General features: G+C 45.4%; 17 protein-coding genes, 2 tRNA genes and 1 pseudogene. 17 read left to right on the top strand and 3 right to left on the bottom strand.

Annotated features, from left to right (window positions below; translation table 11 throughout):
• Window positions 1-262: 262 nt before the first annotated feature.
• The 16 genes from DP_RS13890 (at window position 263) to DP_RS13815 (ending at window position 13,010) form a co-directional block, all read left to right on the top strand.
• On the top strand, window positions 263-592 hold the full coding sequence (locus DP_RS13890) for a DUF1844 domain-containing protein (RefSeq protein WP_011189977.1): 330 nt from the start codon (window positions 263-265) through the stop codon (window positions 590-592).
• A 20-nt stretch (window positions 593-612) separates the two neighbouring features.
• Entirely contained in the window at window positions 613-1,512 is a 900-nt protein-coding gene (gene ispE / locus DP_RS13885; RefSeq protein ID WP_011189976.1) for a 4-(cytidine 5'-diphospho)-2-C-methyl-D-erythritol kinase, read from the top strand.
• 5 nt (window positions 1,513-1,517) lie between these two features.
• Window positions 1,518-1,592 (top strand) — tRNA-Gln (locus DP_RS13880).
• A gap of 185 nt (window positions 1,593-1,777) precedes the next feature.
• Window positions 1,778-1,852: transfer RNA gene (locus tag DP_RS13875), tRNA-Gln, on the top strand.
• Window positions 1,853-1,898: 46 nt separating this feature from the next.
• Complete coding sequence (locus DP_RS13870; protein WP_011189975.1) at window positions 1,899-2,840, top strand: ribose-phosphate pyrophosphokinase; 942 nt, start codon at window positions 1,899-1,901, stop codon at window positions 2,838-2,840.
• 76 nt (window positions 2,841-2,916) lie between these two features.
• On the top strand, window positions 2,917-3,468 hold the full coding sequence (locus DP_RS13865) for a 50S ribosomal protein L25 (protein WP_011189974.1): 552 nt from the start codon (window positions 2,917-2,919) through the stop codon (window positions 3,466-3,468).
• Between the two features lie 99 nt (window positions 3,469-3,567).
• Window positions 3,568-4,161 carry an aminoacyl-tRNA hydrolase gene (gene pth / locus DP_RS13860; RefSeq protein WP_049785110.1) on the top strand — a complete coding sequence of 198 codons (594 nt, stop codon included), beginning with the start codon at window positions 3,568-3,570 and terminating at the stop codon, window positions 4,159-4,161.
• 325 nt (window positions 4,162-4,486) lie between these two features.
• Window positions 4,487-4,966, top strand: a complete 480-nt coding sequence (locus tag DP_RS13855) for a CarD family transcriptional regulator (protein WP_041278043.1) — start codon at window positions 4,487-4,489, stop codon at window positions 4,964-4,966.
• A 143-nt stretch (window positions 4,967-5,109) separates the two neighbouring features.
• Entirely contained in the window at window positions 5,110-6,057 is a 948-nt protein-coding gene (locus DP_RS13850) for an RluA family pseudouridine synthase (RefSeq protein ID WP_228130150.1), read from the top strand.
• Between the two features lie 3 nt (window positions 6,058-6,060).
• On the top strand, window positions 6,061-6,660 hold the full coding sequence (gene coaE / locus DP_RS13845; protein WP_011189970.1) for a dephospho-CoA kinase: 600 nt from the start codon (window positions 6,061-6,063) through the stop codon (window positions 6,658-6,660).
• 424 nt (window positions 6,661-7,084) lie between these two features.
• Entirely contained in the window at window positions 7,085-8,335 is a 1,251-nt protein-coding gene (rho, locus tag DP_RS13840; protein WP_011189969.1) for a transcription termination factor Rho, read from the top strand.
• 180 nt (window positions 8,336-8,515) lie between these two features.
• Window positions 8,516-8,737 carry a 50S ribosomal protein L31 gene (gene rpmE, locus DP_RS13835; protein WP_011189968.1) on the top strand — a complete coding sequence of 74 codons (222 nt, stop codon included), beginning with the start codon at window positions 8,516-8,518 and terminating at the stop codon, window positions 8,735-8,737.
• Window positions 8,738-8,970: 233 nt separating this feature from the next.
• The gene (gene prfA / locus DP_RS13830; protein WP_011189967.1) at window positions 8,971-10,044 is read left to right on the top strand and encodes a peptide chain release factor 1; all 1,074 of its coding nucleotides are present in this window, start codon (window positions 8,971-8,973) and stop codon (window positions 10,042-10,044) included.
• A gap of 83 nt (window positions 10,045-10,127) precedes the next feature.
• Window positions 10,128-11,003: a peptide chain release factor N(5)-glutamine methyltransferase gene (prmC, locus tag DP_RS13825; RefSeq protein WP_011189966.1), complete on the top strand. Its 876-nt coding sequence runs from the start codon at window positions 10,128-10,130 to the stop codon at window positions 11,001-11,003.
• Between the two features lie 41 nt (window positions 11,004-11,044).
• Window positions 11,045-12,322: a UDP-N-acetylglucosamine 1-carboxyvinyltransferase gene (murA, locus tag DP_RS13820; RefSeq protein ID WP_011189965.1), complete on the top strand. Its 1,278-nt coding sequence runs from the start codon at window positions 11,045-11,047 to the stop codon at window positions 12,320-12,322.
• 79 nt (window positions 12,323-12,401) lie between these two features.
• On the top strand, window positions 12,402-13,010 hold the full coding sequence (locus tag DP_RS13815) for a hypothetical protein (RefSeq protein WP_011189964.1): 609 nt from the start codon (window positions 12,402-12,404) through the stop codon (window positions 13,008-13,010).
• 15 nt (window positions 13,011-13,025) lie between these two features.
• On the opposite strand, the gene DP_RS13810 is transcribed toward DP_RS13815, so the two are convergent.
• From DP_RS13810 to DP_RS13800, 3 genes are read right to left on the bottom strand one after another with little or no spacing between them, the layout of a single operon-like run.
• Window positions 13,026-14,699, bottom strand: coding sequence for a two-component system sensor histidine kinase NtrB (locus tag DP_RS13810; RefSeq protein WP_011189963.1), 1,674 nt, complete (start codon window positions 14,697-14,699; stop codon window positions 13,026-13,028).
• Between the two features lie 7 nt (window positions 14,700-14,706).
• Window positions 14,707-16,089, bottom strand: coding sequence for a sigma-54-dependent transcriptional regulator (locus DP_RS13805; protein WP_011189962.1), 1,383 nt, complete (start codon window positions 16,087-16,089; stop codon window positions 14,707-14,709).
• Window positions 16,090-16,097: 8 nt separating this feature from the next.
• Window positions 16,098-16,430 (bottom strand): GIY-YIG nuclease family protein, encoded by a 333-nt coding sequence (locus DP_RS13800; protein WP_011189961.1) that lies wholly within the window; start codon window positions 16,428-16,430, stop codon window positions 16,098-16,100.
• 152 nt (window positions 16,431-16,582) lie between these two features.
• Here DP_RS13800 and tatC point away from each other — a divergent pair.
• A pseudogene (tatC, locus tag DP_RS13795) lies at window positions 16,583-17,364 on the top strand (twin-arginine translocase subunit TatC).
• Window positions 17,365-17,571 lie beyond the last annotated feature (207 nt).

Genomic DNA, 17,571 nt, shown 5'->3' with positions numbered 1-17,571 from the left:
AATCGCTGTTATATGGTGTAAGTTTTTTTCTTGCAAAGGTTCTTGTAAAACAAGGATAGAGGTTTATATCTTTTTCACATTCAATGTTCAATATATAATGTATAGCTTGAGGCTCTTTTGACTCACGCAGATATTTTTTTATGGGCAATGATAGCTGTTGTCCTCAGTTCGGTGAAAAGGTATATTTTGTTTTGAAAAAAAGGCAACTTTTATTGTTCTTTTCAATGAGTATTTTTATTAGGTCAGGTTTTAAAAGGGGGAGATGATGAGCGAGCAAAAAAAAGCATGCGGATCAGCAGAGGCAACAGGGGGAAGGTGTAACGGTAATGGCAATGGATACTGCAAGATGCCGGAGGTCACCTTTTCGGCCTTTATTATGTCTCTTAATACCTCTGTGTTGTATCATCTTGGCGAAATTCCAGATCCAAATACGAAACAGAAAAATATAGATAAGGAACTTGCCCGTCATACTATAGATACCCTTGTCCTGCTTGAGGAGAAGACCAAGGGCAACTTGACAGAGGAAGAGGCGGAGATGCTCGGGGAAATTGTCTACGATGTTAAGATGCGTTATGTGCGCAGTATGAAATAGTAATAATGGGGCTTTGGTAAATGGATAGAAATGAAGGTGAGTTGGCTCAAGTGGCTACCCGTCTACATATGCGTGCACCTGCGAAGGTCAATCTCTCTCTGCAGGTGCTCAGTCGGCGTGCGGATGGCTACCATGATCTGGCAACTCATATGCAAAAGGTCAGTCTCTATGATGAGCTGGAGCTCTGTTTGACGAAGCAGTCTGGGGTGAGTCTTGTCTGCAGTGATGGTGATATTCCTCTTGATGAAAAAAATCTTGCCGTGCGTGCGGCCCTTGCCTATCTCGCCAGGAGTTCCCGGGTGGGGCAGCGGGGGGTGCGCATAAGTCTTGAGAAAAATATACCCGTCGGGGCAGGTCTTGGGGGTGGTAGCAGTGATGCCGGTACTGTGCTCCGAGGCTTGAATCAGCTTTTGGACAATGAGTTTAGCGAAGAGGAGTTGATTGAAATGGCCCGTCCTCTGGGGGCCGATGTGCCTTTTTTTGCTTCGGAGATGTCGGCGGCATTTGCCACAGGCATAGGAGATATTCTCCAGCCCCTTGAATCAACGAAAGAATTTGATTTTATTCTAGTTAATCCTGGGATTTTTATTTCAACAAAAGAAATATTTGAAAGATTTTCGTTGACATTAAGTCCAAAAAGAAATATCTTTGCGCGTCCTTTCAGGGTGCACGAACGAGCCTCTTTGCTGGATTACATGCATAACGATCTTGAAGAGATTGTTAGTGATCTGTGTCCGGCTATTGACGAGATGAAAAGTCTCTTGGAAGCCAATGGTGCTTCGGCGGTGATGATGTCTGGAAGTGGTTCTACGGTTTTTGGGGTTTTTCAGAGGTCCGTGGGGCAGAAAAAAATTAACCAGGTTTGTAAGGTTCTGTCTTGCAAGTATGGTGAGAAGGTTTTTGCAGTACAGGCAGTTTGATGGTTTGGGGCGTCGCCAAGCGGTAAGGCACCAGGTTTTGATCCTGGCATGCGTAGGTTCGAATCCTGCCGCCCCAGCCACTTTTGTTACCTGTTTTTTAACAGGTGAACAAAAAATGCTTGCAACTGCTGCGTAGATTTGGTACATTACTTCGCGGAAATGCTTATGGCTCCGCGAGGGTCAAAAAGATTTTGCAGGTGTTCTTGGAATTATTCTTGTTCTTTGGGCGGCTGTAGATGTTCGTTGCGAAAGCAATTTGTGAGGATGGGGCGTCGCCAAGCGGTAAGGCACCAGGTTTTGATCCTGGCATGCGTAGGTTCGAATCCTGCCGCCCCAGCCAATCTTTTCAATTAATTAGTTTTCCGTTCTCTTCTACGTAGATTACCATGCCAAATATAATAAAAATTTTCTCAGGTAACGCTCATCCGCAGTTGGCCGATGAGATTGCTGCCCATTTAGGTATGCAGGTTAGCGAAGCTGACGTGCGTAAATTCAGTGATGGCGAGATTTTTGTCGAGATCAAGAAAAATGTTCGTGGTACTGACGCGTTTATCGTTCAGCCCACCTGCACCCCTGTAAATGATAACTTGATGGAACTGGTGCTCATGGTCGACGCCTTGAGGCGTGCTTCTGCTCGACGAATAACTGCTGTTGTTCCCTATTACGGTTATGCTCGCCAGGATCGAAAAAGTGCTCCCCGTGTGCCTATCTCCGCAAAAGTTGTTGCAGAGATGTTTATGGCCGTGGGTGTGCGTCGTGTTCTTTGCATGGATCTGCACGCAGGACAAATTCAAGGTTTTTTCAATATTCCCGTTGATCATCTCTATGCTGCGCCCGTTCTTCTTAAGCATATTAAGAAGGAGTTTGGTGAGGATGTTGTTATGGTCTCTCCCGATGCCGGTGGCGTTGAGAGAACTCGTGCCTTTGCTAAACGCTTGAATACCGGTCTTGCTATTATTGATAAACGTCGTGATCGTCCCAATGAGTGTGAAGCGATGCATGTTATCGGTGATGTGAGGGGTAAAGTAGCCATTTTGATGGATGATATGGCGGATACTGCGGGTACCATTTGTAATGGTGCCAAGACTCTTCTTGAGAACGGTGCTAAAGAGGTTCATGCCTGTTGTACTCACCCTGTTCTTTCAGGGCCTGCCGTAGAGAGAATTACCAATTCTGATCTGAAGAGCTTTGTGGTAACTAATACTATTCCTTTAGGGGAAGAGGCAAAGAACTGCCCGAAAATTAAGCAGTTGTCTGTTTCAGCATTGCTTGCAGATGCTATTGAAAGAATCCATAATGAGGATTCTGTAAGTTCTTTGTTTGTTTAATAATATTTTATAAATTCTTTTTGTTGGCAATGGTACCATGTGGAAATGCATGGGAGAGTAGCCGGAGGAAAAATACATGTTTCAAGTAGAAATGACCGCTTCTGTAAGAGAAGCTTTTGGTAAAGGCCCTATGCGTCGTCTTCGTCAGCAAGGAATTACTCCTGCCGTTGTTTATGGTGCAGGTAAAGCAGCCTTGCCTTTGCAGATGGATGCGAAGATCTTGATGACACAACTTTTGGAATTTTCTAGAGTTAACACTGTTGTAAGTCTTAGCGTTGATGGCCAGGACGCGAAGAATGTTGTTATCGCTGAAATACAAAGTGATCCTGTTACCGATGCCTTGGTTCATGTTGATTTCTGTGAAATTGATCTTGATCAGGCGCGTGAGTTCACCGTACCTGTGACCTTCGAGGGAACTCCTAAGGGTGTTGATCTTGGTGGTCGTTTGGAAAGCCATCTTACCAGTGTTATTCTTAAGGCTAAGCCTTTGGATATTCCAAACGAGTTTGTTATTAATATTGCTGACCTTGCAATTGATGAGCAACTCACCGTAGCAGATGTTGCCTTGGCAGAAAATGTTGTTATGGTAACACCTGCAGCTAGAGTTATGGTTGCTGTTCTTAAGTAATTTTCGGAATCTTGCTATGTAGTTTGTGGCTTGCCTCTGTAGATTTTGAATCCGAGAAAGGTTTGTCCTTTCTCGGATTTTTTTTATCCAGGAGAAATCATGGGTGTAAACGAATATCTTCTTGTAGGCCTTGGAAATCCAGGGCGTGAGTATCAGGATACGCGGCATAATGCCGGTAGTCTGTTGCTTGATGATCTTTCCTCTCGTTGGTCCGGTAGTAATTCAATAGAAAAATATAACTCTACTTTTCGTAAGGCCAGGGTGGCGGGCAATTCTCTTGCCCTTATGCAACCGCTTACCTATATGAATCGGAGTGGTCTTGCCGTGGCCGAGTATGTACGTTTTTTTAAGATTGTGGCTGAAAATATTATCGTTATTCATGATGATATTGATATGGCCCCGGGGCGAGTGAAGTTGGTCCGCGGTGGGGGAGCAGGCGGGCATAATGGTATCAAGTCAATTAATTCCTCCCTTGGCTTTGTCGATTATTATCGTTTGAAGATAGGGGTGGGGCGACCAGGAAAGCATGGTATTCATCCCGAGATACCCGTTGATAAATATGTGCTGGCGCCATTTTCAGCTGAGCAACTTGATATTATTGTTGGACGATATGATGCCATAGCGGCAGGCTTAGAGACATTTTTTCGGGATTCTCCTGCTGCAGCTGCAACTGTTTTGAATAGTTTAAGGTAGAGATCCCCCTTGGTAAGCGCTCTTATTTGCTTCTAGCTGGGCAAAACGTCGAAAAACCGAGAAAATTTGCGCTAAATATGGTATAGTAAACGAGTGTCTTGTTAGTTGGGGGCGTTTTTTATGCCTTCAGGAAACAAGCTCAAGGGATGTAAGAGACAAGTTTAATTGACTGTTTCTTGTAAATTTTGCCGAATGTTTTTCTTGTTTTCGGTGCTTTAGTAATCCCTGTAAATGTTTGTTTTTTAGCCTGCCTTGTTGTTCTGGGCCTGCTAACCAAAGTTGTCCGGATAGTGCGGAGCTGTAAAAAATGATAGGGAGAGTATCAGTGTTTGTTGCAGGTGATATGGCTGTATATCCAGCCCATGGTGTTGGTGTTATTAAATCTGTGGAAACCCAGACCGTTGCTGGAACCGATCAGTCTTTCTACGTTATGGAGATTATGGGGAATAATATGACTATTATGATCCCAACTGCAAGCAGTGAGAAAGTCGGATTGCGTGCCATAGTCAGCGAAGAGCAGGTAAGTGAGGTCGTTACCATTCTCGAAGATAGAGATGTGGAATTGGGCTCTCAGACCTGGAATCGTCGCTATCGTGATTACATGGAAAAAATTAAGACTGGTTCTGTGCATGAAGTTGCTGCTGTTCTTCGTGATCTCTTTCTGCTCAGCGTTGATAAAGATCTCTCCTATGGCGAGCGTAAAATGCTCGACACAGCCAAGGGCTTACTTGTTAAAGAGCTCTCTCTTGCTAAAAAAATTGAAGAAGTGGCAATGAGTGATCAAATAGACGCAATTTTTTCTTAGTTTGTTTTTTTACCAGTACTTATCTGTCGAAAAGAGAGTCTCTGTATTTCGTGAGAAATATGCAGGCTCTTTTTGATTCTTAGTTATTATTCCCCCCCCATCTGTCTATGCTTCCCTTGTCTTCAGAAAATATAGAAAATAGTGTGTCCGATCAGCAGAAGTTTGAATTTTCTGTTTCGTATAATCAGCGTGGAACGCGCCTGGATCAATTTCTGGCCTTTTCTCTGCCCGATGTTTCTCGGGCCCTCATAACTCTTTCCAATAAAAAAGAGTTGGTTCTTGTTGATGACGAGGTGAAAAAGAGTAGCTACCGTCTGAAGGAGGGAGAGACTGTTACCTGTGCTCTGTGGCAGGCGCCTCCTCTGAGCTTGGAACCTCAGCAGGTTGATTTTGAGTCTATCTATGAAGATGACTCTCTGCTTGTTCTTTCCAAACCACCGGGGATAGTTGTGCATCCGGGTAATGGTAATACCGAAGGGACCCTGGTTCATGGCCTTCTCTATCATTGTCGGGAAATTGGCGGTGTTGGAGATGCTATCCGTCCAGGCATAGTTCATCGCCTTGATAAGGATACCTCGGGGGCGATGGTGGTAGCCAAGGATGAAAGGAGTTTGCGCACCCTGGTGGACTCTTTTAAGGAGAGGCAGGTATATAAGGTCTATCATGCCCTCGTCTGTGGCATTCCCAAAAAATATGAAGGACGTATTGTTGCCCCCATTGGTCGTCACTCAGTGCATCGGCAAAAGATGGCAATAAGTGAGCGAACAGGTAAGTTTGCCGCAACAAATTGGCAGGTAGTGGAGGTCTTTGAAACCAAGGATGGTCCCTATTCCCTTCTCAGAGTACATATTGAGACAGGCAGAACTCACCAGATACGGGTGCATATGAGCTCAATTGGTTGCCCCATTGCAGGTGATCAGGTTTACGGTTCAAAGAGACAGAACCCTGCCTTTGCTCGACAGATGCTACATGCCTCGCGTTTGCGCCTCCCTCATCCAGTGACGGGAAGGACGATGAGCTTTACCGCTCCGTTGTGGCAGGACTTTCAGGAGGTCCTTGAGGATATGGACTGGTCTGGAGCTTTGGAGTAGTTTATGAAGATTGCTGTGACAGGTGGTTATAGTTCAGGAAAGAGTAGCGTCAGTGCCGTATTAACGACTCTGCTGGACTGCTTTTTTATCTCTGCCGACATTGCCTGTAAGAATGAGTTGCAGGTGGGGGCTACGGGCTGGCAACAGCTGAAGGAACTTTGGGGCCCTGACTATTTCTCTGAGGATGGAGAGGTGGATCGGGAGGCGGTACGGGAAAAAATTTTCCTTGATCCGGCCAGTAAAAAAGAGTTAGAGGCCATCCTGCATCCCCTTGCCCATAGGCAGATTGTCGATGCTGGTTTGCGGGCAGATGTCTGTGATAAACATTTGGTTGCTGAAATACCGCTACTCTTTGAGAGCGATCAGTCCTATGATTTTGATATGGTCATTGTGGTATCGGTAGCTGAGGATATTGCCATAAGCAGGGCTATGCGTAGGGATGATGTTCGGGCCAGTTTGGCCACGAGCATCATAGCCTCTCAACTGCCGCTTGCTATTAAGGAGGCCCGTGCTGACTTTATCATTAATAACGATGGGCTCTTTGCGGCGACATACAGCCAGATTCTGTTTTTCGTGGCGGACAGAATAGAAAAAAAGAAGTAATTATGTGGCTAGCATTTTGTTAGCCGGTGAAAAATAGCTAAAAGCCTCTTTGTATGATGAAAGTGCTTGACACCGCAAGCTGTACTACGTATAAGGAACAAGATTGTTGAAAATCAAATTCGGTTATTACCGACTCAACTTGTTAACCGCAAACCACTATTCTTCATTTATATAAGCCTGCATCCCCTTAGGAAGACCCGGAAATTTTTCTTTCCAAACCAGCAGAAATTTTTTTAGCGTGTTTTTTTCCGAGCTATCTGTGTGTCAGCTTCTTCCTTATTTGCTAATAAATGTGCTTGAATACGATTTATATCGATAGTCTTTGATATATTTCACTAAAAAAATATCTCTGAAGTGTAAATAAAATGTCTGATCGTATGAGTGATATGTATCCTGCCAATGCCTTTAGAGGAGAGGAGAATTAATGAATCTGGCGGAATTAAAGCTGAAAAAAATTGGAGACCTGGTACAACTTGCGCGCCAATTGAATGTTGAGGGTTATAGCATATTGCGTAAGCAGGAGCTGATCTTTGCAATTCTGCAGGCCCAGGCTGATAAAGAAGGCAAGATGCGTGGAAGCGGAGTTCTGGAGATTCTTCCAGATGGCTTTGGCTTTCTCCGGGCTCCTGATTATAATTACTTGCCAGGTCCAGATGATATCTATGTGTCTCCATCGCAAATTCGCAGGTTGAATTTGAGAACAGGTGATACCATTGACGGTATGGTGCGTGCCCCTAAGGAAGGCGAGAGATATTTTGCCCTTTTGAAAGTCGAGAGTGTCAACTTTGATTCTCCCGAGGCAGCTAAACAGAAGACTCTGTTTGGTAATCTCACCCCTCTTCATCCCGACGAGGCCTTTGATCTAGACTGCGATTCAGATAATTATTCCATACGGGCAATGGATCTGTTTGCCCCTATTGGTAAGGGACAACGTGGCCTGCTTGTAGCTCCTCCCCGTACTGGTAAAACTGTTTTTATGCAGAAACTTGCCAATACAATTGTACGCAATCATCCAGAGGTGTACCTGATAGTACTGCTTATTGATGAGCGTCCGGAAGAGGTTACCGAGATGTCCCGTTCGGTTAAGGCTGCAGAGGTTGTCAGTTCTACCTTTGATGAACCACCACAGCGACATATTCAAGTTGCTGAAATGGTTATTGAGAAGGCCAAGAGATTGGTAGAGCATAAAAAAGATGTTGTTATTCTGCTTGATAGTATTACAAGACTTGCGCGGGCATACAATACCGTTACTCCTGCAAGTGGTAAAATTCTATCCGGTGGTGTTGAGGCTAACGCCCTGCATCGTCCAAAGAGATTTTTTGGTGCTGCTCGAAACATCGAAGAAGGTGGCAGTCTCACCATCATAGCTACGGCCCTTATCGAGACCGGAAGCCGCATGGATGAGGTTATCTTCGAAGAGTTCAAGGGTACGGGTAACATGGAGTTGGTACTTGATCGTAAGATGGCAGATAAGAGAATTTTTCCTGCCATTGATATTCGACGTTCTGGTACTCGTAAAGAAGAGCTGTTGATGAAGCCGGATAAGCTAAATCGTATCTGGATTCTCAGGAAGATTCTTAATGCCATGAATCCCTCAGATTGTATGGATTTTCTTATGGATAAGTTGAAGCATCATAAGACAAATGCAGAATTTATTGATAATATGAACGGGTAATTGGCTGTTTTTTTGATAAAAAAAGATAATCATCCTGTTAGTTGTAAGTTTTTTAGTTGAAAAAAATAAATGTAAGGGTATTATGCGTGATTATCGTTTAGGTAATTATTGTTAAAAAAATAATATCACATTGCTGAAAATTGAATATCACATTGATGGTGTGTTGGAGGATAAAGGGTTATGAGAAAAGATATACATCCAGAATATCACAAGATTAACGCGGTTTGTGCCTGTGGCAACGAAGTAGAACTTGGTTCTGTTGAGACAGAGATGAAGGTAGAGATTTGTTCTGCTTGTCACCCTTTCTTCACCGGAAAGCAAAAGCTTATTGATACAGCAGGACGTATCGAGAAGTTCAAGCAACGTTATGCAAAGCATTTCGAGAAGAAAGCCGAAGCATAAGCTGTTTGCAGTTTGTTGTACCACTAAAAAAGTCCATGCTAACGTTGTTGGCATGGGCTTTTTTCTATGTTACCGCTGTTAAAATCTGCTTTTTGGGCAGAGAATAAATCTTATTCTAGCCAGCAGTGATCTTTTTTGTTGTTGCTAATTCCATTGCTACGATACCTATACCTCTAGCGTATAATGACAGGATCTAGCCTTGGCTTCCATTAGCGCTATTCTCCGAGGGCCCCATGTTATTTGATAAGTTTGATGATCTAGATAATAGAATTGAACATCTTGAAGGAAAGCTTTCTGATCCGGAAATTGTAAATGATCAGAAGGAATTTCAAAAGGTGGTTCGTGAGCATGCCCATCTGAGTAAGCTCAATACGGTGTACAAGGAGTATAAAACCGCCTGTCAGGATGTTGAGGATAATAAGGCTATTCTCCATGATGACGGGGAAGATCCAGATCTCAAAGAGCTTGCCAAGGCGGAACTTGAAGAGTTGAATGTCAGGATTGTTGAACTTGATAAAGCGATCAAGATCATCCTTCTGCCTAAAGATCCTAACGACGAGAAGAACACCTTCCTGGAGATCCGTGCTGGTGCTGGCGGTGATGAGGCGGCTCTCTTTGTTGCTGATCTGTTTAGAATGTATACCCGTTTTGCTGAGACCATGGGTTGGAAGGTTGAGGTGATGAGCTCGAATCCACTTGGTATTGGTGGCTTCAAGGAGATTATTGCCCTTATTTCCGGTGAGCAGGTCTTTTCAAAGCTCAAATATGAGAGTGGTGTCCATCGCGTTCAACGTGTACCTGAAACAGAGACCCAGGGACGTATTCATACCTCTGCTGTTACCGTGGCAATCTTGCCCGAGGCAGAAGAGGTCGAGCTGCATATTGATATGAATGAGCTGAAGTTTGATGTATTTCGTTCTTCGGGCCCGGGTGGTCAGAGTGTTAATACCACAGATTCTGCTGTTCGTATTACTCACCTTCCCACTGGTCTGGTGGTTATCTGTCAGGATGAAAAGTCTCAGCATAAGAATAAGGTCAAGGCTTTAACCGTACTGCGTGCCCGTTTGCTTGATAAGCTGGAAAGCGAGCATAACGCTAAGATTTCCGAGGCTCGCAGGAGCCAGGTTGGTACCGGTGATAGAAGTGAGCGTATTAGAACTTATAACTTTCCGCAGGGCAGGGTAACGGATCATCGTATTAATCTGACCCTCTATAAGTTGGAAACTATTATGGGCGGTTCCCTTGATGAGGTTATCTATCCTCTTATTACTCATGATCAGGCAGAAAAGCTTAAAGACCTCGAGTAAATTTCTATGGGCCTGGAGATCATTTTAGATCTTCTTCAGGCCCATATCTTTTTCCAGAACATCAAAATTTTCTAATAAATCAAATGCATGTTGCCCAATTGATGCAAAGAGCGGTTCTTGTCCTCGCTGAAGCCGGTGTTGAAAGTGCTTTGGTGGATGTGCAGTTATTACTTGGACACTGTTTGGGTAAGACACGTACCGAGCTTTTTCTTTATCCGGAGAACCCTGTCTCTTCTGGGTCTGAGGCTGCCTTTAACCTTTTGTTGGCAAGGCGTGTGCAGCGTGAGCCCTTGGCCTATATTCTTGGTGAGCAGGAATTTTGGTCCCTGGATTTCAAGGTAAATTCCCATGTCCTCATTCCCCGTCCTGAAACAGAGTTTATGTTGGAGAAGGTTCTGGCAAGCGCTGGTGCCTGGCGGGAATCGGTAACTCCTGTCCTTGACCTCTGTACCGGCAGTGGTGTTATTGCCGTTGTCCTGGCCAAGGAGTTAGGACGACCTGTTGTGGCCGTGGATATTTCCGAGGAGGCTCTGCAGGTTGCCCGTTTTAACGCCCATCGTCACCATGTCGCCATTAATTTTATTCGAAGTGATCTCTTTGCAAATATTGAGCCCCTGCATCAGTTTGGTCTGATTGTTTCTAATCCTCCCTATGTGAGTCGCGGGGCCATCGCCCATGAGCTGGAACCTGAGGTCGCCTCCTATGAACCCCATCTGGCACTTGACGGTGGCGCAGGCGATGGTCTTGACTTTATCAGGCGTATGCGGGATGATCTTCCCAAATATTTAAGCCTTGGTGGTGAGGTCTTTATAGAGTTCGGTGCAGATCAGGGTGCTGCCATAGCCGATCTCTTTGCAGAGCCCGGCAGCGATGGATCATCCTTTACAGATGTGCATGTTTTGCAAGATTATGCCCGGCGGGATCGAGTGCTCTACGCTCGTTTGCTATCCCATAACTAATCATATACCGATATTTTATTTATAGAGAGAAGGGTTGAAAAATGGAAAAATTGTTTATTGAGGGTGGGCGCCCACTCCACGGTTCTGTGAAAATTAGTGGTGCTAAAAACGCAGCTCTGCCCCTTATGGCAGCAACTCTGCTTGCTCCTGGTAAGCATATTTTGCGCAACGTTCCCGAACTTCGTGATACTAAGACCTTGCTTCAGGTCATGGCTGAGCTTGGGGTGACCAGTCAACGTGATGGGGATGTTCTTACCATTGACAGCACCCACCTGAAGCACTGTGAGGCCTCCTACGATCTAGTCCGCACCATGCGTGCCTCTGTGCTTGTTCTCGGCCCTCTTGTCGCCCGTCTTGGACAGGCTCGTGTTTCTAAGCCCGGTGGATGTGCCATTGGCGACCGACCCATCAATCTCCACCTCATGGGTCTTGAAACCCTGGGGGCAAAGTGTATCCAGGAACATGGTTATGTGGATGTCGAGGTGGACGGTCGCCTGCAGGGAGGGACAATTTATTTTGATGTGCCTTCGGTAACGGGAACCGAAAATTTGCTTATGGCTGCAACACTTGCCGAAGGTACTACCGTACTGCAAAACGCTGCCCGTGAGCCTGAGATTGCTAATCTGGTGGATATGCTGGTGGGTATGGGCGCTCGTATCGAAGGTCGGGACAGCGACGAGCTGACCATTCATGGGGTAGAACAGCTTGGCCAAGCAGATTGTGTTATCATTCCCGATCGAATCGAGGCAGGCACCTATCTCATCGCCATTGCTGCAAGCGGTGGCGCAGGCAAGGTAACTCATTGCCAACCTGAACATCTCTCAGCCCTTTTGACCAAACTTCGGGCCACAGGACTCTTGTTGGAAGCGGACGAGAGCACTATTTCTATATCCTTTCCCGAGGGGAAAACTGTTTCTGATCTCTCCTGCGTGGATATTAAGACCATGCCATATCCGGGTTATGCAACGGATCTGCAGGCACAGTTTATGGCCCTTATGTGCCTTGCCACCGGTAGTTCCGTGGTTAACGAGACTATCTTTGAAAATAGATTCATGCATGTTGCCGAGCTGGAAAGGATGAATGCCGATATTAAGATTAACGGCGGCAGTGCTGTGGTTACCGGCAATGGTGTCGCGGGACTTGTTGGTGCTCCTGTTATGGCAACGGATCTCCGGGCAAGCTCCTCTCTGGTTATAGCAGGTCTTGCCGCCACCGGCCAAACGGAGGTGAGACGTATCTATCATCTTGAGCGTGGCTATGAAAAGCTTGAGGAGAAGTTGACAGGCCTTGGTGCTCGGGTCTGGAAAGAGCAGTCCTAATGTCTCGCCGCCCTTTAAGATATCTGTTTTCTGGCCGATAAAGTCTTATTATACTTTTGCAATCTGGGAGACAGATAAGATGAAGTTACGCGGCTGGATGAAGAGAAACAGAGAATTTATTATCATTGTCCTGGTATTTTGCTTTTTTCTCGCCTTGGCCTTCGTTGGCTATAAGCTGGGCGGCTCTTCTAAGAAGGACAAGCAGGGGCCTGCTGATACCGTTACAGAACTGAAAAAAACGGAGCAAGGCAATGGTCAGGAAGGGGGAGAGGGTGATAAGGGAAAGAGTAAGGGCTCGGCTAAGGGCTTTTATACAGAGATAAGTCCCACTGAGATACTGGACCGCATCCGGGCATATGGAGATATGCAGGCTCTACCGGCAGGTGAGCAGCCAGATCTGTTGCCCGTGGGTTGGTTTGTCTATTTCTTTGCCATTGATTCTGTGGAAGGTGCTGTGGCCAAGGTCTCCTTTGACACCTCGGAAACGGGCTTTGGGGCAAACATTATCTGTGAGCTTGACCTGGAAGGATATCCCCAATTTCTGAAGATGAAAACGGGGGAAAAGGTTTGGCTTCAGGGGATGCTTCAAGGGGTTCAGCCCGAGGGGACAGGTACCTTTTATGTCCGGCCGGAGTATTTTCGTTTCGATGGTAAAAAGGGTAATTTTGTTTTTCCGGAGGAGGATTAGTACTCTTCTCTGTCTTTATTCAGGCGGCTCGGGAAGGGGGAGGCTTACTTGGAACTCCGCCCCTCCCAGCGGACTCTTCCCTACTGCTACTCTGCCCTTGTGGGCGCTCACATATTGGTGGACAATGCTCAGTCCCAGTCCTGTTCCGTCCGCTCGGGTGGTGTAGAAGGGTTCAAAAATTTTCCTCATCTCTGCCGATGCCACCCCCGTACCATTATCGCCGATATTTATTTGGACGAATTTTCCCGCTCCGATCGAATATTCATGGGCCTCTATTCTTATCTTTTCCTTACCTCGGGGGCAGAAACAGAGGGCATTATCCAGCAGATGGTTAAGGGTGGTCTGTATTTGGTTTTTATCGGCCCAGAGATCAAGCTGTTGCTCTATTTTTACCTCAATGAGACAGCTCTCGGGCCAGAGAGGGTTGGTTCTGTTGCTTGCCAAAATTTCCTTCACGCATTTTTTCAAAGAAAACCAATTATATTCGGAATGTTCAGGTTTAGCAAAGATAAGAAAATTTGAAATTGTCTCCAGTAATCTGTCTGATTCTCGCAGTATTATGGCGCAGAGTTCATAGCTTATAGTTGTCTCCCCTGCTTGGTTTATCAAATCTTCCTCCAGTATCTGGGCAGAACCGGAAATTGCGGTCAGGGGGTTGCGGAACTCATGGGCGATGCTAGCGCTCATGGTGCCTATGGCGGCAAGTTTTTCTGCTTGGCGGAGTTGTTTTTCTAATCTTTCAACCTCTGTGATATCACGGAAGGTAATTATTTTATCTTTCTCTTCCCTACTCTTTTCTGCGTCTGTAGAATTTTCTAAAAACATGGCTGAATAGCCAATACGAAGAAGATTTTCTCCCATGGGGTAGTCAAAACTTTTTCTCTGCTTACCGGGAGTTAAATCAATTTCCGGTAGCACTGTGAATATATTTTTCCCGGAGACCTGAGCGGCTTTTTTACCTAAAATTTTCAGACTTGAGTTGTTGGCAGAGGTGATGCTGCCACGGGGGTTTATGGTTATGATTCCCGTGGAGACGTTGTCGAAAATTTGCTTATAGAGATGGGAGAGGCTTTCAAGTGTTTCTTCAGAGTCCGAGAGAGCTGTTTCTGTTTTTTGCAGGCGAAGGGCTAGAAGCATATTGAGGCTGCCAGCAAGGAAAAAGGTGAGACCATGGGTTGAAAATTGGTTGAGCATGGTAATGGCCGTTTTGCTGGTAAAGAGAGAAAAATGATAAAAATACGCAGGGACTATGCCTATTGCCTCAAGGAGGAGGATGATCGTATAGGAGAATGTGGCGGCTGCTGCTGGCGCCAGACTCCTGATTCCGGGGAGTAACAGTGCTCCTGCGATAATGGGGAAAAAGAAGACCGAGGAAAAGGTTGAGTAGGATGCACCTGTAAAGTAGATAAGTATGCTGGCAAAGAGAATGTCAAAAGAGACTTGGCCGAGAATAAATCTTTGGGGGATAATGGTAAAGTTTTCCAGGTTTTTTCCGTAGTAGATGCTGCTAGAATATACGGCCCCGAGCAGGAGCAGGGCCAGGGGGTAGGGCATTGTTATTGTCTCAGCCTTGCTTTGTAGGAAGAAGTTAATGGCCAGCAAAAAGCTATAGAGTACAGCGCGAAGGAGGAGAACCCACTGGAGCTGTTTGGCAGCAAAGTATTTAACGGTTAGGCTTTGGCTTGTCATAGGGGCCCTATTCAGCTGGTTCTATTTTATATTTTTTAATTTTATATCTCAGGGAACGAAAGCTTATCTGCAGGAGTTCTGCCGCCCTTATCTTAGAGTTATTGGTCTTCTTCAGGGTATGTTGGAGAAGATTTTTTTCCAGACGGGTCATGATATTTTCAAGACCAAGGTCAAAGAGCTCCTCTTCGCAGGAGAGGGCTTGGAAACCTCTGCTATTATCTCTTGCTCTCTCTTCCCGCAGGATATTGGGGGCAGAAAAATTAAGATTTTCCGGGAGGATAATATTGGATGATTCCAGGGCAACGGCCCTCTCTATGATATTTTCTAATTCCCGGACATTGCCGGGGAACTCATACTTCATTAAAACCTCCAGGCCATAGGATGATATTTCCTGGACCTTCTTTCCCAGAAGGCGTGAGTATTTTTTAAGGAAGTGTTGAGCTAGAAGGGGAATATCACTCTTACGTTCTCTAAGAGGTGGTACTCGGATAGGAACAACGGCCAGACGGTAGAAGAGATCTTCCCGGAAGCGGCCGGCCCTTATCTCCTCTTCAAGAACTCTGTTGGTGGCGGCAATGATCCGGACCTGGATGCTCTGAATCTGATTGCCTCCCACTGGCTTTATCTCTCTCTCTTGTAAAACCCGGAGCAATTTGATTTGGATGTGAAGGGGGAGTTCTCCTATTTCATCAAGAAATACGGTGCCACCATTGGCCTCGGCAAAGAGGCCTGTCTTGGCGGTAATCGCACCGGTAAAGGCTCCCTTGACATGGCCAAAGAGTTCGCTCTCCATCAGCTCTTCGGGGATTGCACTACAGGTGATGGGGATAAAGGCCTTTTGGGCAACCAGACTTTTTTGCTGGATAGCTCGGGCAACGAGCTCTTTGCCCGTCCCGGATTCTCCATGGATAAGTATGTTTGCCGGAGTGGGGGCAACTCGGCTTATTATATCGAAAATTTTCTGCATTTCCCGACTTTCACCAATAATTTCTGGAAAGTGACTGGTGACCATTCGGGGGGCAGAACAGTTGCTTTTTTGTAGAGCAGATTTTACTACAGACTTAATTTCTTCAATATTAAATGGTTTGCTAATATAGTCAAAGGCACCATTCTTCATGGCCCGGAGGGCATCATTGGGTTCGGTGAAGGCGGTAATGAGAATAATGGGAATGTGAGGGTTTTCTTCCCGGATGTTTTCAAGTAGATCAAAACCACTGCCGCTGGGCATGCGGATATCAGTGATGATCAGATCGATTGGCTCTTGGGAAAAGATCTCCCTTGCCTCGTTAATATTAGCTGTGGTATAGGCTTTATATCCCTCTTTATGGAGGAGTATCTTGAAAAATTCACGCATGCTCCGTTCATCATCGACTACCAGTATGTTTGCCATTGGTCTTTCTACTGTCCTTTTATGCTATAACTAGGGAAATATATTGCTGAAAACCCTTTTTCGCTTGCCTTAACCAGGGTTCTTTTTCGGGTGGGGGAGAGCTGTTTGATTGCATACTCCCGTTTGCTGGCTTCAGAACGATCCCTGCATGTCTCCCTGTAGACTAGCATCACTGGTCTTCTGGATCTGGTGTAACGGGCTCCCTTGGCGGAGCTATTGTGTTCAGTAATACGCCTTGCTATATTGGTTGTGATTCCGGTATAAAGAGTGCCATCAGCACATTGAACGATGTAGACAAACCATGCAGGCCTGTCGGTCTCGGGCCTCTGGATGCAATTCATTGCAAAAAAAGGTAGTCAATGGTATTTAATGGATAGTTTTTCTGTAGAAGAAGACCTCTGCTAATAGAGCTGACACGCAATTTTAAATCCCCTGAAAATGAAAAAATTATTTGTCCTTTTTTTTCTGCAAGGACATAGACTAATATTTCCCTATGAACTCCCAGAATACAAGTGAAAATTTTGAATCTCAGGCCCTGACCGAACATCTGCGGGAACTGCGTTCCTGTTTGGTGATCTCTTTTCTTGCGATAATAGTGGGCTTCGGCCTCTCTTATTCGGTGATAAAACCGATTGGTGTTTGGTTCTTTGCTCCTCTGACTGCGGTGCTGCCGGGCGATACCTCTTTGATTTTCACCTCATATCAAGAAGGGTTTTTTTTTACCTAAAGCTCGCCCTTGTTTGCGGCGTTCTCCTGGCCAGTCCGGTTATCTTCTCACAAATTTGGCGTTTTATTACCCCAGGTCTCTATAAACACGAAAGACGTATCCTGATTCCCTTCTCCTTTCTTTCAACGCTCTGTTTTATTGGCGGTGCGGCCTTTGGTTACTTTGTGGTATTTCCTCCTGCCTTTAAATTCCTGGTCGGTTATAATAATGATTTCTTAACATCCCTTCCCGGGGTGAGTGAATATTTCACCCTTGCAACCCGTCTGCTCCTTGCCTTTGGCTTTATCTTTGAAATGCCGATATTTATGCTTTTTTTGGCAAAGATAGGGGTGGTTGATGTTGCCTTTCTCAATAAAAATAGAAAATATGCCATTTTAATTGATTTTATAGTGGCGGCAATTTTGACTCCTACTCCGGATGTGGTTAATCAGCTGATGATGGCAGTGCCTCTCATGGTGCTCTATGAGATAAGTGTGGTGGTGGTATGGCTTTTTGGCCGTAAAGGTTTTAAAGGCTTTGGTGTTGCCACAGAGGATAAAATAAATTAAAGCAACAGGATAGTTTAAAAGATTGGCAATTTCGCTAATGATCAGGTAAGCCCTGACTTCGAGGAGCTGTGGAATTTTATTACAGTCAGCGTTGCCAGCGGAGTTTTTGCTTATCTTTGGGATGAAATTCATCCTGGTATGTGTAGTAGGGGGCATTTGCAAGGCCCCTAAATGGTGTGTGGGTGTTGGGGAGGGCTTAGATATCTC

The sequence above is a fragment of the Desulfotalea psychrophila LSv54 genome (assembly GCF_000025945.1).
In the GTDB taxonomy this organism is placed as follows: Bacteria; Desulfobacterota; Desulfobulbia; order Desulfobulbales; family Desulfocapsaceae; genus Desulfotalea; species Desulfotalea psychrophila.
The sequence above is the reverse complement of the archived record's forward strand: the minus strand, read 5'-3'. Positions and strand labels throughout refer to the sequence as shown.

Excerpts from the sequence above, each read along its gene's own strand:
- DP_RS13890 (WP_011189977.1), top strand. The coding sequence starts at position 263 with ATGATGAGCGAGCAAAAAAAAGCATGCGGATCAGCAGAGGCAACAGGG.
- ispE (WP_011189976.1), top strand. The coding sequence starts at position 613 with ATGGATAGAAATGAAGGTGAGTTGGCTCAAGTGGCTACCCGTCTACAT.
- DP_RS13870 (WP_011189975.1), top strand. The coding sequence starts at position 1,899 with ATGCCAAATATAATAAAAATTTTCTCAGGTAACGCTCATCCGCAGTTG.
- DP_RS13865 (WP_011189974.1), top strand. The coding sequence starts at position 2,917 with ATGTTTCAAGTAGAAATGACCGCTTCTGTAAGAGAAGCTTTTGGTAAA.
- pth (WP_049785110.1), top strand. The coding sequence starts at position 3,568 with ATGGGTGTAAACGAATATCTTCTTGTAGGCCTTGGAAATCCAGGGCGT.
- coaE (WP_011189970.1), top strand. The coding sequence starts at position 6,061 with ATGAAGATTGCTGTGACAGGTGGTTATAGTTCAGGAAAGAGTAGCGTC.
- rho (WP_011189969.1), top strand. The coding sequence starts at position 7,085 with ATGAATCTGGCGGAATTAAAGCTGAAAAAAATTGGAGACCTGGTACAA.
- rpmE (WP_011189968.1), top strand. The coding sequence starts at position 8,516 with ATGAGAAAAGATATACATCCAGAATATCACAAGATTAACGCGGTTTGT.
- prfA (WP_011189967.1), top strand. The coding sequence starts at position 8,971 with ATGTTATTTGATAAGTTTGATGATCTAGATAATAGAATTGAACATCTT.
- prmC (WP_011189966.1), top strand. The coding sequence starts at position 10,128 with ATGCATGTTGCCCAATTGATGCAAAGAGCGGTTCTTGTCCTCGCTGAA.
- murA (WP_011189965.1), top strand. The coding sequence starts at position 11,045 with ATGGAAAAATTGTTTATTGAGGGTGGGCGCCCACTCCACGGTTCTGTG.
- DP_RS13815 (WP_011189964.1), top strand. The coding sequence starts at position 12,402 with ATGAAGTTACGCGGCTGGATGAAGAGAAACAGAGAATTTATTATCATT.
- DP_RS13810 (WP_011189963.1), bottom strand. The coding sequence starts at position 14,699 with ATGACAAGCCAAAGCCTAACCGTTAAATACTTTGCTGCCAAACAGCTC.
- DP_RS13805 (WP_011189962.1), bottom strand. The coding sequence starts at position 16,089 with ATGGCAAACATACTGGTAGTCGATGATGAACGGAGCATGCGTGAATTT.
- DP_RS13800 (WP_011189961.1), bottom strand. The coding sequence starts at position 16,430 with ATGAATTGCATCCAGAGGCCCGAGACCGACAGGCCTGCATGGTTTGTC.